The 15,831-nt window shown below is 50.3% G+C and carries 10 protein-coding genes and 1 tRNA gene; 2 read left to right on the top strand and 9 right to left on the bottom strand.

Going from position 1 to position 15,831, the window contains the following annotated elements:
• Positions 1 to 6: 6 nt before the first annotated feature.
• Together GA003_05245 and GA003_05240 are read right to left on the bottom strand one after the other, a co-directional pair.
• Complete coding sequence (locus tag GA003_05245) at positions 7 to 1,662, bottom strand: arylsulfatase (protein ID QXD29377.1); 1,656 nt, start codon at positions 1,660 to 1,662, stop codon at positions 7 to 9.
• An 18-nt stretch (positions 1,663 to 1,680) separates the two neighbouring features.
• Positions 1,681 to 3,042: a sulfatase gene (locus tag GA003_05240; protein ID QXD29376.1), complete on the bottom strand. Its 1,362-nt coding sequence runs from the start codon at positions 3,040 to 3,042 to the stop codon at positions 1,681 to 1,683.
• 197 nt (positions 3,043 to 3,239) lie between these two features.
• Here GA003_05240 and GA003_05235 point away from each other — a divergent pair.
• Both GA003_05235 and GA003_05230 read left to right on the top strand, forming a co-directional pair.
• Positions 3,240 to 3,316: transfer RNA gene (locus GA003_05235), tRNA-His, on the top strand.
• 943 nt (positions 3,317 to 4,259) lie between these two features.
• The gene (locus GA003_05230; GenBank protein QXD29375.1) at positions 4,260 to 5,291 is read left to right on the top strand and encodes an MBL fold metallo-hydrolase; all 1,032 of its coding nucleotides are present in this window, start codon (positions 4,260 to 4,262) and stop codon (positions 5,289 to 5,291) included.
• A gap of 119 nt (positions 5,292 to 5,410) precedes the next feature.
• Here the strand turns inward: GA003_05230 and GA003_05225 are convergent, their stop codons facing one another.
• The 7 genes from GA003_05225 to GA003_05195 all read right to left on the bottom strand — a co-directional run bounded on the left by GA003_05225 (position 5,411) and on the right by GA003_05195 (position 15,807).
• Positions 5,411 to 6,763 (bottom strand): TolC family protein, encoded by a 1,353-nt coding sequence (locus tag GA003_05225; protein QXD29374.1) that lies wholly within the window; start codon positions 6,761 to 6,763, stop codon positions 5,411 to 5,413.
• 6 nt (positions 6,764 to 6,769) lie between these two features.
• Positions 6,770 to 9,916, bottom strand: coding sequence for an efflux RND transporter permease subunit (locus GA003_05220; protein ID QXD29373.1), 3,147 nt, complete (start codon positions 9,914 to 9,916; stop codon positions 6,770 to 6,772).
• A 220-nt stretch (positions 9,917 to 10,136) separates the two neighbouring features.
• Positions 10,137 to 11,237, bottom strand: coding sequence for an efflux RND transporter periplasmic adaptor subunit (locus tag GA003_05215; protein ID QXD29372.1), 1,101 nt, complete (start codon positions 11,235 to 11,237; stop codon positions 10,137 to 10,139).
• A 79-nt stretch (positions 11,238 to 11,316) separates the two neighbouring features.
• A complete protein-coding gene (locus GA003_05210) occupies positions 11,317 to 12,591 on the bottom strand; it encodes a transporter substrate-binding domain-containing protein (GenBank protein ID QXD29371.1) in 1,275 nt (424 codons plus the stop codon).
• A 346-nt stretch (positions 12,592 to 12,937) separates the two neighbouring features.
• Complete coding sequence (locus GA003_05205; GenBank protein QXD29370.1) at positions 12,938 to 13,402, bottom strand: hypothetical protein; 465 nt, start codon at positions 13,400 to 13,402, stop codon at positions 12,938 to 12,940.
• Positions 13,403 to 13,484: 82 nt separating this feature from the next.
• The gene (locus GA003_05200) at positions 13,485 to 14,873 is read right to left on the bottom strand and encodes a sensor histidine kinase N-terminal domain-containing protein (GenBank protein QXD29369.1); all 1,389 of its coding nucleotides are present in this window, start codon (positions 14,871 to 14,873) and stop codon (positions 13,485 to 13,487) included.
• Positions 14,874 to 15,138: 265 nt separating this feature from the next.
• Entirely contained in the window at positions 15,139 to 15,807 is a 669-nt protein-coding gene (locus GA003_05195; GenBank protein ID QXD30348.1) for a response regulator transcription factor, read from the bottom strand.
• Between the last annotated feature and the right edge of the window lie 24 nt (positions 15,808 to 15,831).

The raw sequence follows: 15,831 nt of genomic DNA, 5'->3' as shown, positions 1-15,831 counted from the left end.
TGAAGATCATAGTTTGGGCATCTTCCAATCAGCCACTTTTTCAGGAGCATGCCAGCTCCCCTGATTATTAGGTGATGGTTTGTTCTTCACCGGACCGATCTGCTTGTCGCCTTTCATGTCGGTTCCTTTAGCGTATTCGTACCAACGGGCTTTCATCGCTTCGACTCGTTTCGGCATTTTTGCTGCCAGATCGTTTTGCTCCAGGCGATCCTCCGCAATGTTATAGAGTTCCCACTGGTGCTGATAAAAGCTGACGAGCTTCCAGTCGCCTTCTCGCATCGCACGGCAGTTTCCAAATGAAAACCAAAGCTCGTCGTGTCCTTTACGATTATTGCCTTCAAAGACAGGAAGCAGTGATTTCCCTTGGAGTGGATTCAGTCCTTTTTTCTTCGGATATTTTGTATCCGCCAATTCAATACATGTCGCCATGATATCTATCAAATGACTAAGCTCGCCGTCCAGACTGCCTGGGTTCTTAATCTTCCCAGGCCAGTGGGCAATAAAAGGGCTGGAGATTCCGCCCTCGTGTTGAGTTTGCTTGTAATGCTTGAATGGGGTATTCCCAACCGTCGCCCAGCTCGCGTCGTAGAGGTAGTAAGACCCCGCCTCCCAGGGTGGAATGTCGATACTGGAGCTCCGTTCAAATGGGCAGGCACCATTATCGGAGACAAGCATGATCAAAGTGTTTTCGTACTCACCCTTCTCTTTCAGGTAATCGATCATGCGACCAATGCTCTGATCCACTTCATCGACCATCGCGGCAAAAATCGCCATACGAAAGGACTCAAACTTTTTCTGCTTTTTGGTAAGTGAATCCCAAGCCGGAACATGTTCGGGCATAGGGGCTAGTTCCAAGTCAGAAGGAAATAGCCCGAGCAGCTTCTGTTTCACCAGTCGCTCTTCACGTAGTACTTCCCAACCCGCATCGTAGCGGCCCATGTATTTCTCAATGGTTTCCTTGGGAGCGTGTAGCGGATAGTGAGGAGCATTAAAAGCAATGTAGTGAAAGAACGGTTTGTCGTCTTCTATCACATTATCCAAAAACTCGATGGCGTAATCCACGTTCGCATCGGTGACATAAAAGTCTTCATCCTTGTCGAAGTCATCCCACACCTCGCCGTTCTTGCGAAAGGTGTCATCTCCAGCAAAGAAGTCGGTCGCGCCAGAAAGGTGTCCCCAGTATTGCTCGAAACCATAGTCTGTCGGCTGCTTGTCCAAATGCCACTTCCCGGTCATCGAAGTACTGTAGCCTGCTTTGCCTAACACCTGCGCAATCGTTACCGCGTTGCGAAAATCACTCTCACCAGCATAGCGACTGTATTGCCCCGACAGGAGGGCGAGTCGTGATGAGTGACACTTGGCGGTGTTGTAAAACTGAGTCAGCCGAAGCCCATTGCTGGCTAGTCGATCGATGTTTGGCGTCTGAATTTCGCTACCGTAACAACCGAAGTCAGCATAACCCAAGTCATCCACCATCATGAGCAGGATGTTGGGGCGTTCATCAGCGGCGATTGACTGCGAGGCGAATGCAAGCAGACAGAAAAGAACAGCAGAAAACTGTGGGAGCGGGTTAACCCCGCGATTGCTCTGAGGCTGCACCGTGTGATCGCGGAATAAACCCGCTCCCACAGCGCACGTAGTTTTTGTAATGCAGTTCTTCATTGGGCAGTAAATTGAGATCTAGTCTTCTCGCTCGGGCCACGCAGGGACTTCTTCTGCCGGGAGCCAGGCACTAAGGCGTTTTATAATAGCATCGTAGTTGGCATTTGAAGCGAGGTTTGTCCATTCATTTGGATCAACGGTGTGATCATAAAGTTCCTCCGTCCCATCGACATATTGAATGTAGCGCCAGCGTTCGCTGCGAACAGTATGATTGCCACGTCCATGCGTAGTGATAGCCGGCGTACCCCAATATTGGTTGTGGTCGTTCAGCAAGGGAACGATACTGATTCCATCTATGTTTTCCGGTTGCTTAAGTCCGGCCAACTCACACAGCGTCGGATAAACACTCATCAAATCAACAGGTGTGGACGAGCGAGTCCCTGCCTGTGTCATGCCGGGCACCACCCAAACATAGGGCGTTTGAGTCGGCTCCTCCCAAAGGGCAAACTTTCGAAAGTGATTTTTCTCGCCGAATGACCACCCATGATCACCCCAGAGGACGATGATCGTGTTATCGGCGATGGAGCTATTCTCCAATCCATCGAGCAGACGCCCCACATTCATATCCGTATAGGCACAGGTAGCCAGGTAGGACCGAATCGCAGCCTTCCATCGACCGCTTTCCTGGAATCTGGCAAAGTCGGTGTTATGAATCGCCATCCTCCTTGCGGCGTCCGACAAATCGTCCAGATCGTCTACCTTGTACGGTGGCAATTGAATCTCCTCTAAAGGAAAGGCATCGTAATACTTTTTTGGCGGAGCAAACGGCAAGTGAGGTTTGTTCAAACCGGCGGCGATAAACTTGGGCTTATCGGACTTTGTATTCATCTGCTCTATACACCAATTAACCGAGTGCCAATCGGCGATATCCTCATCTTTAATATCCATGACCAAGGGTTCATGATACCCTTGGTTCTTGGGAACGCCGCCATGATTTCCCAGTTTGGAAGAATCCATATACTCCGTCCATTCAGACTCGAACCGTTCGCCACTGTGATAAATTTTTCCAGCCCCGACGGTATGGTATCCAGCCTCCTTGAAACGAGCGGACAATCCTTGGCCAGGCTTAAAAATTTCCATCCATTCATCCCCATTCAAATAGGCACCCGTCGACCACGGTCGCTGCCCACTCATCAAGGCCGCTCTAGAGGGTTCACAAGCAGGCACCGCACAGAAGGCATTTTCGAAAGTGATTCCCCGTTCGGCCAAACGATCAATGTTTGGTGTGATGGCCTGAGGATGCCCACCGAGGTGAGTCACCCAGGAATTCAGATCATCGATCGCAATAAATAGGACATTGGGTCGTTCGTCGGCTCCAGACAGTGAGGAAACGAACAAGCCCCATAGCGACAGGACGACCAAGGAAATACGAAGTTTCATAGAGAAGAAGAATCAGGGTAGATTACAAATTGAGCTTGAAAACTTCGCAGTATTGACGTCCGGAAGCAAGACCAGGGTTATCGAACCTCGCTCCAATGCCCTCTTCACAGTGCCAGTCCCAGCTACCACACCAAAATCTCTCTATAATCGGGGTTGACATGGGACCTCGGATTCCAACTATGACCCCTCCTTTTATGGTGGCTATAGCTCAGTTGGTTAGAGCACTGGTTTGTGGTACCAGGGGTCGCCGGTTCAAATCCGGTTAGCCACCCCATCCTTCGCCCTCCCCGAACGCATGGACACAATGGTTGATGTTGGAACCACCTAAGACCCCGGATTAGAACCGGCGAACAAGCCGGTTTAACGGAGTAACTCAAGACAGAATCAAGTTGTTCCTGATCAATCACTCCTCTTTGGTACTGAAAAAAGGCCATGCTTCCATGTCTTACAAATCCTACCATAAAACTTGTTAGTCTGAGCTTTTCCAGTTGAGTTAATGTCTCGCTCTTTGCGCCTATTGCTTCTAGATTGATTTCTGCAAAATCAGCATCCAAGGCTAATGGTTGGCTCAGGCCCATAATACCTTCCATAAGGTTTTGATAAGACGATACCTCAAGAGCGTTTCTTTTCAGGGCAGCTTCTTTGGTGCTTTGCCTGACTTCGTAGCCAACAAAGATTAGGGAGATCAGAATGGCAATCCCTCCAATTATCTCAGCCGTCAAAGCCCACTTCTGAAGTCTCTCGCCACTCATATCAATCAATCCTCCAACAACGCATCAAACCGCGGATTACCACGCAGCCGGTCGAAGATGCTGCCACCCGCATGACTCTTCTTCTCTTCAACTCGGCCAAGAACTGGCCTAAAGAAGACGTACTCTCCACGGTCTCGCGACCGCGGCTACTTTCTTTGCCTATTGTTGAATCTTGGACCTCGTTTTCTTCAGAGGCCTTTTCTTGATCTGGAATGGAAGGAGCGTCTTGGTCCATATGGGAACGGGAGAGGACACTATTCAAGGGGGAGTTGGGTTGGGAGTTGAGAGTGGAAATAATCGGGGCTAAGTGCGAGAGGCGAGGGGCACGGTGAAGAAGCCAGACTAGATTATGATTATGTACGGGGCGTCTAGAAATCCAATTTAATAGGTCTTATCAAAATACAGAAACTTTATTACATACCGACGCTGCCTTGACCCGTTCGAAAGAAAGAGCGAGAAACAACTATGCATCTCCGAAAGTTTCTACCCCTACTCCTATTACTTAATCTAATCGTTCATTCCTCCGCTCTGGCAGATACGCTCAAAATCTACTGGGTGGATGTAGAAGGCGGAGCGGCGACTCTGGTGATCACGCCGGCCGGGGAATCTATTCTCATTGATACCGGTCTGCCAGGCGACAGAGATCCGGGACGGATAAACAAACTGATCCGGGAAGAAGCCGGGCTCTCCAAAATCGATCACTTGGTGGTGACGCACTTCGATCGTGACCACTATGGAGGAGCAGCCGATTTAGCGAAATTGATAACGATTGGCACCCTTTATGATCAGGGTGTTCGCCCTCAGGACCGCGAACGGGTTGGCGAAGCCTATATGAATTTTGAATGCGAAGCCCGACTAGTCCTTACACCCGGCGATGAGCTTCCCTTAAAACAAGCCTCAACAGGCCCCAAACTCACAGCCATAGTCAAAGGGATCCTTCAGCGCAATGTGCAGCCTAATGGATTGAACAAATCGAATCCTTTACCCGCCGAAGGTTACTACCGAAAGGAGCCAGACCTTAGCCACAATGCCAACTCGGTGATTATGTTATTCGAGTATGGTGATTTTCAATTTCTCGATGCGGCAGACCTTTCCTGGAACTTGGAGGAAAAACTGGTCTCTCCTTACAACCTCATCGGTGAAGTCGATGTCTACCAGGTGGACCACCATGGCTTGGACCGCTCCAACAACACACACTTCATTCACAGCATCAAACCAACAGTGGCAGTGATGAACAATGCCCACCGCAAAGGCACAGGTCCACAAACAGTTGCAGGTCTACGTAGTTCGCCCGGCATAGAGGCCATTTACCAAGTTCACAAATGCACACGAGATGGCGAGGATCACCTCAATACCGACGAAGACAAGATCGCCAACCTGAAGTCAGGGGATGACTGCGATGCGAATCACTTGTTTATCTCAGTAGCTGAAAGTGGGAAATCGTACACGGTGACCGTGCCACGTAGCGGGCATGTGGGGACGTATGGGACGAAGTAGCACAGGCATCTTGCCTGTGTGCGCTCAAGGAACAAACACAGGCACTTCCGAGGAATGATAATGACGACATGATCGGATTTTTTAAGACCGGACCATGCCCGTGCCACTCTAAACTACAGCTAAATCTCGTCGCCTGTGGCGGCTAGCAGGTAAAGCTGCGACAGGTTCCGTTGAGCGGATGCGATGAGATACATAGACTCCACTTGCTCTAAAGCCTTCATGGCTTGAAGGGCTTCAAGGGGAAGGCCTTGGTTCTCATAAATACGTTCCGTGCTGAGATCAAAGGCTTTTCGGGCACGATCAACGGCTTGCTTGAGAAACTCGACCTGCTTTCCAGCGGCGCGATATTGAGCGAGCGCGAGATTCACATCAGCAATGATATCCGATTCGGCCTGCAGCTCACGAGCCTGTGCTTCACGCAGACGTGATTGCTGGCTTTCCTTTTTGGCCCAACTGGTGAAGCCAAGATTCTCGAGCTCCCAATAAAGAGCTACGCTCGTTTCATCACGATCATCGTAGCTGGAAGACGTTCCACTGATTCGACCTTTATACTGGGTATCCGAATAGGTTGCACCGAGCTTCGGAATGAGTAGTCCCCAAGACTCTTGTTTCAGCGTCGCTTGTTCAGCTTTTACCAAGGCTTCGTAACGTTTGAGTTCCGGACGATTCGCAAGTGCTTTATTTATTAGCGAGTCCAACTGAGGTTCCATAGGAAACAGATTCAAGGGAACGATCATGGAATCGACAGCTGCCAGTTCCACGGATTCATTCAGGCGCAAAAGCTGAACCAAACGACTGGAAGCCCCGGTTGACCGCATACGAGCCGACTCCAGGTTATTCTGTTGGATCAATGACTCTACGGCGGCACGCTCGGCATCGGCCTGAAGGCCTTCACCGGCTTCCGCAAAATCGGCGGTAACTTTGGCCAGATTACTTGCATTATCCGAGGCTTCGGCAGCGATCGCCATTTGGCGCTGCGATTGCACAAGTTCGTAGTAAGCTCCTGCAACTTCCAACGCCAGATTCTGTCGTGCTTCTATCTCTTCCGCCTGGGCTGCCTTTAATTTCTGCGTCGCAGCCAAGGGCTGAAAGATGCCCTCGGCCAAATCCAGCTCGAGAGCCAATCCAGGTTTAGGAGCCAATCCAGATCCTACGGTCGGAAGACCAAATCCCTTGGACGAAGCTTTCCGATCCGCATCGATGGTGGATCCATTGGTATTTTGTAAGGGACCGTTTTGATCAGAAGTACCGAACCCAGCTCTTACCGTTGGCAGCCATTGGTGCCAGGCTATATCTTTGCCGATCTCGGCGCGCTTGACGCGCTCAAGTTGAATCGCGAGCTCCGTGTTCTGGTCGTTGGCCAGACGCAAGGCACTGGTGAGGTCGATTTGCATCACCTCGGCATGCACCAAGGTAGATGTGGCAACCAGGCTTGAAGAAATAAGAAAGGCAATGAGTGATTTCAGTTTCATGACAAATTAAACTGCAGGTTGCGATTGAAGGTTCGAAGCAGAGCTCTTTTTAACCAAAGCAAATACACTCGGGATAAGCAGCAGAGTTAAGACCGCTGAAACCAGCATACCTCCGATAACCGCGCGGGCTAAAGGAATCATCGCCTCATTCCCTGGAAGCAAGGCGAACGCGAAGGGTGCTAGCGATGCGATCAAAGTGAGCGACGTCATAACAATGGGCCTTACCCGAATGCGAGCGGCAGCGTAGGCAGCCTCGAAAGGCGTCTTGCCTTGTTTCAACTGCAGGTTCGCAAATTCAACCAACAAGATACTGTTGTTTACCACCACCCCGATCAACATGAGCGCTCCCATGAGACTCTGGATGTTCAAGTTGGTGCCGGTAAGAAAGAGGATAACCACAACGCCGGCCATAGCCAAGGGAACGGCCAGCATAATAATGAGAGGATCCACAAAAGACTTAAACTGAGCCATGAGTACCAGGAATACCAATACGCAGGCAACAACGAGTCCGAACCCGATTTTAGAAATACCTTCACGCATGGTCATAACCGGACCTTGCATGGATACGGTCACACCCGGTGGAAGTTCCACATCTTCCAAGCGCTTTTCAATATCAGCTACAACAGAACCCAAATCACGATCTTCAACATTCACATACACGTTGTTCACACGAGAAATGTCGGCATGGGCAATTTCACCAGGAATGTTGACGCGCTTGAGCTTGGCGATACTCGAAAGAGGTATAGTGGATGGGCCTTCGTCTGTTTGAATGCGCAAAGGCAGGTTTCTTAACTCATCTAAGGAGTCAGCTTCGTTATCTCCAAGCTGAACGCCGATAAAGAAATCGGTACCTGACTTGGGATCGACCCAGATCATGGACTGAAAACTGGCACTCGAGCCATAAGCCGTAAGCACGTTCTTGGCGACCTCCTCCTGAGTCAGCCCGTATAAAGCCGCTTTCGTGCGATCCACTTCGATGTCCAGCTGCGGATAGTCTAGCATCTGGGCGATCTGAATATCCACCGCTCCAGGGACGCCTTGGATGGCTGCCTCAATCGTTTCGGCAGCCGCTCGGCCCGCATCCAATGAACCGGTTTTAATTTCGATATCGATGGGGCTCGGTGCGCCTTCGTTCAAAGCAGCATTCACGATACCACCGGTTACGAAGAGAAATTTTTCATTGGGAAATTCTTCAGCCCATTTGGCACGCAGCTCTTTTACGAAGCCTAGGGTGCTCTTGGCACGATCATCCTTCATATTAACGATGATGTATGCCGTGTCCGGTCCTGAGTTGGAACTGAGGATGGTTGAAAATCCGGCACCCTTCCCTACCGGCATACCGATATTGGAAATGATCGATTGAACGGACTCCTCAGTGATCGTCTCGTTAATGGAGTCTTCGATACGTGCTACGATCTCCTCCGTCTTTTCCAGACGCGTTCCCGGGATGGTCTTGATGCGCACTTCAAACGTGCCGGCATCCACATCGGGAAACAGTTCTGATCCCAAAGCGGGAACCAGGAGAAAACAACCAGCCGTAGCTCCAACAATAGCAGCCACAGTTAAGAACCCACCACGCATCGCTTTATGAAGCGTTACCGCATAAAAGCCGCCGGATTTGTGTTCGATATCCACACTGGACGCGGCCGCCTTCCCGGTCACTTTTCCGAGGAAACGGGCACAGAACGCCGGAGCGACGGTCATGGCGATAAAGTAAGAGGCCGTAATGGTCATCACGGCAGCGAGCGACAACGGCAGGAAGAGAAATTTAATCATTCCGGAGAGGAAGATTGCAGGGACGAATACCGCCAAAGTGGTAATCGTTCCAGCCAACACGGGGGCTGCTACTTCCTGGGCTCCTTCTCCGGCCGCGGTTTCGGCGTCTTTACCCATAGCTCGGTGACGCATGATGTTTTCGACCACGACAATCCCGGCATCCACCACTGTTCCCATGGCAAGCGCCAGCCCACCCAGGGTCATCACATTGATGGTTTCACCGGTAAAATAAAATCCGAGAAGACCAATCAGCATGGAAAGTGGAAGCATGAGCAGGATGGCCAGGGACGCCCGCAGCTTCCGCAGGAAAAATACTACTATGAGAACCACCAGGATACCCCCGAGGATCACCTGGGTTTTCAAATTGTTAATCGCCTTGCGGATGTAGGTCGACTGGTCACTGACTAAATCTACCTGGGTCACTTCAGGAATTTCACCCCGGGCTTTCATCGCAGGAATTTCTCGTGCAATTCCCTTACGAACACGGTCAACCACCTGTATGGTATTTTCTCCAGGCTCCCGAAGAAGCGGCACGTATACCGACCGACTTCCGTTTACTCGTACGATGTTGTACTGAAGCTCGGAGTCATCCTTGGTTTGTCCCAGGTCTTTAATAAAAATCGGCTGCCCTTCACGAACGGCTACGACCACATTGTCGATGTCCTGGGTCGTCTGCAGGGTATTGACCGGGTGTACCTGGTAGTCGAAATCGCCGACTTTCAGATTACCGCCTGCCAAGACAAGATTCTGCTGAGCCAAGGCATTGACTACATCGGTGAAAGTTAGATTGTGAGCCTCCAGCTTCCCTGGCTCGAGGTAGGTCATGATCTGGCGGAACTTGCCACCAAATGGGTGAGGGATTTGAACGCCCTTCAGGCCACCCATCTTGTTACGAACCGCGTAGTAACCAATGGTGTAAAGCTGTGATTCACTCAGACCCTCTCCCGAAATGGCTCCCAGCATCACCGGCATGTTGGATGGCTCACTTCTCAGGGTGAACGGAAATTCAATGCCAGGGGGCAAGTGAAACATATCACTCAACTCATAGTTGAAGATATCGTTCATCGCCGCGGAAGGATCGGCACCCGCCTGGAAAGTAACTTTCATCAACGCAGCACCCGGCATGGTGCGAGACTCGATGCGCTCGCGTTTGCCAGCGAGGGTAAGGGCGCGCTCCACACGAGAGGTCACCGACTTCTCCATCTCCATGGTCGGAAGACCCCGGTAGGAAAAGTAACTCATGATAACCGGCTTCTTAAAGTCAGGAAGGATGTCTGCAGTAATCTGCGGATAAACTGCAACACCAAGAAAGGATAATCCTAAGACGACGGATAAAACCGCGAAAGGATTCTTAAGGGCAAATTTGACCAAACTCATAATACTATGCTGCTTTATATTCCTCTTCGTTTGAAGGCATCGCCAATAGCGAACCATTATGAGCGGCAGAGCCGGAGGCTCTTGCCCTACATTTCCAATTAAATATGGCAGGGCGACAGCGTCCCCGCTGTGCCGAGCTATTTGAATTCCTTGGAAGAAAAACCACGATCTTTTCTAAATGAATTAATTCTTTTGTTCAGCTATCCGGTGAGGATCGCGGTTATTTAACGGTCACCGTTGCACCGTCGGCTAGGCGGCCAATCATTCCGTTCACAACTTGCTCATTTCCGGACAAGCCGGAAGTAACTTCCACCCACTCACCGTGATCCAAGCCAATGGTCACTTGTTGGTGTTTCACGGTTGAACCATTCACCACATATACGTGAGAAGGACCTTGGCCGAAGCGAACGGCTCCTGCCGGAAGCACGAGGGCTCCCGACTTCTTTTCCAAACTGATCTTCGCGCGACCGTAGAGTCCGGGAAGCAGTTGACCGTTGCTGTTATCCAAATCGATCTCCGCCTGCATACGTTGTGTGCTTTTATTCAGGGCACCTGATTTGCGAGCAATTCTTCCACTGAAGACTTTGCCAGGAAAGGCATCAAATTCCAATTCAACCGCATCACCGATATCGAGCCAGACTGCATGAGCCTCAGGAACGTGAGTCACGACTCGAAGCTTGTTTACCTGGGCCACACGAAGAAGGGTTTCACCGCCCTTGGATCCTCCAGCAGCCTGGACTAAATCACCTGGATCAACCGCCCGATAAGTAACAATCCCATCAAAGGGTGCTGTAATCGTGGCATAAGCAATCAGGGCATCCACTTCTGCCAAACGAGCGGTCGCCGTTCCAAGACGGGCCTTGGCGGCAGCTACCTCAGCTTCAGCAGCAATCAGGCGGTTGCGTGCCTCATCGCCAGCTTTATTGGTCACAGAGCCTTTCTTGACCAGATCCTGAATACGGGATGTTTCTGATTCCACGGCCGTTAGACTAGCCTCAGCTGCCTGGACACTCGTCGCAAGTTCCCGCTCCTCCGCCTTAAGGGCGTTGCGTTGCTCCGATATCTCAGGAGCTGCAATCACGGCCAATGCCTGGCCTTTCTTGACCTCATCTCCAATATCTACCGGAACAGAATCTACATAACCAGTCACCTTCACACCCAGATCGGCTGAATAGAAGGCCTGTGCTGTGGCAGGCTGCGTTGTTTCACGAACCAAGTCGCGGAGTTCAGGTTTAACAGTCTGTACATTGGCCGCCGATACCAAGATAACGGGGAATCCAAGGAGTACAAAACACGAGACGAGTCTTAGGGAATTAGTCATTTGCGGAATCGTATTGGATGACCCTGTAAAACTTAAGAGTCAATCCCTCAGATGGAACCGCTATGAAATTGCTCAAAAATTAGTAAGAACTCGAGAATCCAGCTATAGCTAACAACGCAGTGGTAAGTTGCTTCTCTTCCTTATCAGGCAAACCATACACAAGCAGAGCCTGGTTGATTTGCTCCAGAACTTCCTGTTCATCCTTGGTAACTGCACTTGGTAGCAAACAGATCAACTGATTGATCCGTGCACTAATCCTTACAAGTGCAGGTCGTATATCGTTCACTAAATCAAGAGGCTCGTCTGTGCTGGCCGCTTGCCTCATCACCTGTCTTTGGATCGCCTTGGCAGCCTCAATCTGAGCATGGAAAAACTGTTCTACTGTTGTCACATCTGGATGAACGACTCCCCGCCTTTCTGCTTCCTGGGATACGCCTTCCACAGCTGCGAGAAGAACACGTTCCTCTTGCTCCAGGTCTTCAATGGCTTTGCCGGTTGCTCGTTTGCTTTCCGCAACGTCAGACATCAAGGACAGCCGCTCAACCATCGCCGCTAAGAGAGCTGAAAATGGATCCGCCGTTTTTGCATCATTTCCGGGAGGGAGCAATGATTCTCGCAAGGCCCCTAAGCTTCCGTTCGTTTCTTGCTCAACGAGCCATGCATTGAGTTGTTGAACTAAGACGGATTGATAAGCCCGCACCCAGGCCGCTTTCAAATCCTGGGTAAAGGGAGCTAAGGCTTTGGCACCCTTCAAACGCGATAACCAATAGGGAGCTTCCATCGTATCCGTCACAACCGCATCGATGGCTCCTTCTTCCAACATCTTGGGTAAGGCCTGATTGTCAGAACTCGTGACCATTGTCGCTCGAGGGAATTGCTTTCGTGTGACCCGTTCGAGGTGACCGCCAAGATTAACCCCGAGGCGAACAGCTTGGTTATCCAACGCCTGCAGGGTTTCCAATTCCGAATGAGCAGGCAAGATAACCACCGCACCACTCGTGGCGGTCGGCACACTGAATTGACCAAGCAGGGATCGATCCTTGCGAATGGTGACCCCACTCATGGCCAAGTCGAATTTGCCAGCTTCTAAATCAGCAGCCAGCTCCGCCCATTTAAAAGGAACCAATTCCAATTCCAGATCGTGTTCAATGGCAAAACGTCGGGCCAACTCGATGTCGAATCCTGCGTATTCTCCACTCGTATTCAACACGCTGAAGGGCTCGTAGTCTCCACTGGTGCCCACCCGTAGGATTTCTGTTTCTTCCCGGACCTCGGTACAAGCCGATACAAATACAAGAGACACAACTATCCAAAGCAGACGAGCGACTTTCAAGGCTGACAAACGAAACACCATACCCGCTCACTTGAGTTCCCAAACCGCAGGGACTCAAGCCTGGATTAGAAAATGATCAGGCGGCCACCTGTACAATGACCGCCTGACCGGTTTTCTCTCACCTGCAACCCCGGCCAGACGTATATCCAAGCCGGACTGACCATGCAGATAAAGTTTTGGGAAAACCAAAATCTATGGCCGCAAATGGGATTAGAAAATAGGTGCTACCAGATCAAGGACTGGAGAGGCCCTTCCAAAGTATATTTTTACAGTCTCTTATCAAAAACCCTAATCAGGAGGCCTCTGACTCAACCCTTGCCAGATTCTGGGATAGTAGATACTCATATTCCTATCACTCTTTCAGAGTCTATCGTTCTACCCCATCAAGATGACTTACACGCAAATCTGTCCGCGTTGCGAACACCTGGCGCAATAACTCCAGAGCCTTTGAATATTCATTGGCCATACAGGCCATCTCTGCAGCGCGAATGAGATAAGGACGGGCGCGATCAAAATCCTGTGCGGACAAAAACAGTTCGCCTAACTTACCCGGCTTGCCTTTCAGCTTCTCCAAGCTCTCCGCCAGTTTCAAACTCCACCTGCGCCGAAAAGACCAAGGCAATCGTTGGAGTAAACCGTCCCTTACTTGAAAATCCGTAAACTGAGCCTGGCCCGCACTTTCTTCGACCAGAACCTCATCATCAAAGAGTGGATCTAAGCCTGAAAGGTCCACGCCCACTTCTACCAGCACTTGTAACGAAAAGCGCTCACCAAGAAGAGCCGCAACACGAGCAGCATCCAACGACTCCAGAGGTATTTCGGGGGTATCCATGTGATTTTCGATACTCTAAAAAAGGGGGGTCTCTAAAAAAGCGAGCCTGTCGTGAGGCCAATCTGAGAGAACACCTAGGCGGTCATCCAGGAGCTAATCGCATCTGGAAATTTCCATCTATCAAAGACGCTTCGAGTCCCATTCCTAAGCATTGAGCGTAAGCAGATCCCACGGAAAGTCCCAGACCACGATGCATCGAACTGGATCTCGAACTGTCTTTTCGCCAGAATCGTTGGAATAGCTTTTCCATATCCTCGTCCACAAGATCTTCACAACTATTACTCACAATCAGGGCTGATTGATCCTCGGAGACACCCACTTCAATACGTCCCCCCTCAGTGGTATAAGAAACAGCATTCTCAATCAGATTGTCGACGATCCGCTCAAACATCGAACGGTCGACATCCCAGATCACTCCTTCAAAATCTCCCAGGTCGACTTGTAACCCTCGCTCTACGGCCATCGATTGATGCCGACCCCAAATCTGCTCAACCATTTCACCCAAAGAAACCGATTCCACATTGAGCTCAACTTCTCCGCTATCCACGCGACTGAGATCCATAAGCTGAGTAACCGTCTGTTGCATTTCTTCAGCAATATGCCGGATGGCTTCATAGTCTTGTTTCGACTCACCCTCGCCCCACTTCATTCCAACCTCGGCTATATTTAGCATCGCAGCAATCGGCGTCCTTAATTCATGGGAAACATCGGCACTGAATTGACGTTCCCGTTCAAAGGACTGGTTCAAACGCGAAAAGAGGTCATTCAACTGCTTAGCAATAGGCTTCAATTCTGCCGGCAAACGACTTTCCTCAAAATGGATACCCAAGGAACTCGCATCAACTTTTCCCATACGACCTGCCAATCCTTTAAGAGGACCCAATCCACGGCTGAGTGCCATCAGGACAAACAAAGGCGAAAGGGCAAGGGTCGCAATGCCACCAAACAACAACAGATTCCGGAGATTGGCCATGGAGGTCTCGATTTCATGGATATCGGTGGCGACTACAAGGATTAGCCGGAATCCCTTATTGTAATCCTGCTCACGATTCCCCCGCACACGCGGTTCGAAGCGCACTCCAATCGCACGCCCGTTCAAATCGTTGGGCAAAACCATGTCCCAGTATCTTGGTTCGCGCTCTTTTCCAAATCGTTTCGGTAGATCCCGTTCCCCCAAAGACTCGGACCGCTTCACAACCTCATCGTCATTTTTCCAGATCTGGTAGAACGCTCGTTTCTGATTACTATTGAATTCATGCAGAAACCGATCGGTGAAGTGGACCTCCACACGCTCCTCACGCCGCTGGTAGGTCGCCGTCATGATCGAATAAGCCTGCACTCTCAATCGTTGATCAAAGCGTTCCATAGCACTCTTGCGCTCATAGTAATAGATCGCCGTGCCGCTGATTCCAAAAATCGCAGCGATACTTAACATGGTCAGTAAGACCAGCCTGGCTCGAATCGATAACATAACCCAAAGGATTCAAAAAACTGAGATGTGATGAAGATCAAGGCGCAGTTCGCAATTCCCTGCGGGAGCGTAGGAACCTACGTGACCAAGCGAATCGCGGGCTGGAACGCAGATATTAGCACATGTCGGTTTTAACATTTGAAAGTGCATCTTAGACAGAGATTCTTGGTGGAATTTACATATTCAATCCTATTCTTCATAACTAACTATTTCTAAACTACTTATATCCTGCACTTTCAAAGGCGTTTGAAACTTTGAAGATAAGCTATTCAACAAAGATATACCCCAGCCCCACTCGTGTCTCAATGGGACAGTGCGTTCCCGATTCTGATAATTTCCGGCGTATGGATGAGATAGCCGACTCGATGGTGTTACTCCGAACCTCATCCGTGTCGCCATAAATTTTCGCTTCAATTTCCATACGAGAAACGACTTCTCCGCGACGCATGGCCAGGTATTCAAGTATTCGGTACTCGCGCGGTTTAAAAGGCATTACTTGATCCCCTTGCCTCGCTTCTTTCATGGCCAGATCGACGCATAAATTCTCCGACTCTATCACAGTCTTCAAAACTCCATACCTTCGCCGACAAAGCGCCTCTACCCGTGCCTCCAACTCTTCCATGGCAAACGGCTTTACCAAGTAATCATCGGCTCCCGTTTTCAGACCAGCCACTTTGTCCTTGAGCGTATCTTTGGCTGTCAGCATCAGAGCAAGCGATTCGCCACCCCTTTCGCGAAAGCGCTCGAGCAGTGCCAGACCATCCAGTTTGGGAAGCATAATATCCAGAATCAAGACATCGTAGTCCCCCGATTCCGCCATCCAAAGGCCCTCCTCACCGTCACTGGCCACATCCACAGCATAGCCACCTTTACGGAGACCGGTTGCAATCGAATCGCGTAGGTAAATCATGTCTTCAACCAGGAGTAATTTCATATATTTTCCGATGCCCTTTTCGCC

Source organism: Opitutia bacterium ISCC 52, from assembly GCA_014529675.2.
Lineage (GTDB): Bacteria > Verrucomicrobiota > Verrucomicrobiia > Opitutales > UBA2995 > UBA2995.
This window is presented reverse-complemented; position numbering and strand designations above follow the sequence as displayed.

Coding starts and splice junctions, on each gene's coding strand:
- GA003_05245 (QXD29377.1), bottom strand. CDS start 1,662: ATGAAGAACTGCATTACAAAAACTACGTGCGCTGTGGGAGCGGGTTTA.
- GA003_05240 (QXD29376.1), bottom strand. CDS start 3,042: ATGAAACTTCGTATTTCCTTGGTCGTCCTGTCGCTATGGGGCTTGTTC.
- GA003_05230 (QXD29375.1), top strand. CDS start 4,260: ATGCATCTCCGAAAGTTTCTACCCCTACTCCTATTACTTAATCTAATC.
- GA003_05225 (QXD29374.1), bottom strand. CDS start 6,763: ATGAAACTGAAATCACTCATTGCCTTTCTTATTTCTTCAAGCCTGGTT.
- GA003_05220 (QXD29373.1), bottom strand. CDS start 9,916: ATGAGTTTGGTCAAATTTGCCCTTAAGAATCCTTTCGCGGTTTTATCC.
- GA003_05215 (QXD29372.1), bottom strand. CDS start 11,237: ATGACTAATTCCCTAAGACTCGTCTCGTGTTTTGTACTCCTTGGATTC.
- GA003_05210 (QXD29371.1), bottom strand. CDS start 12,591: ATGGTGTTTCGTTTGTCAGCCTTGAAAGTCGCTCGTCTGCTTTGGATA.
- GA003_05205 (QXD29370.1), bottom strand. CDS start 13,402: ATGGATACCCCCGAAATACCTCTGGAGTCGTTGGATGCTGCTCGTGTT.
- GA003_05200 (QXD29369.1), bottom strand. CDS start 14,873: ATGTTATCGATTCGAGCCAGGCTGGTCTTACTGACCATGTTAAGTATC.
- GA003_05195 (QXD30348.1), bottom strand. CDS start 15,807: ATGAAATTACTCCTGGTTGAAGACATGATTTACCTACGCGATTCGATT.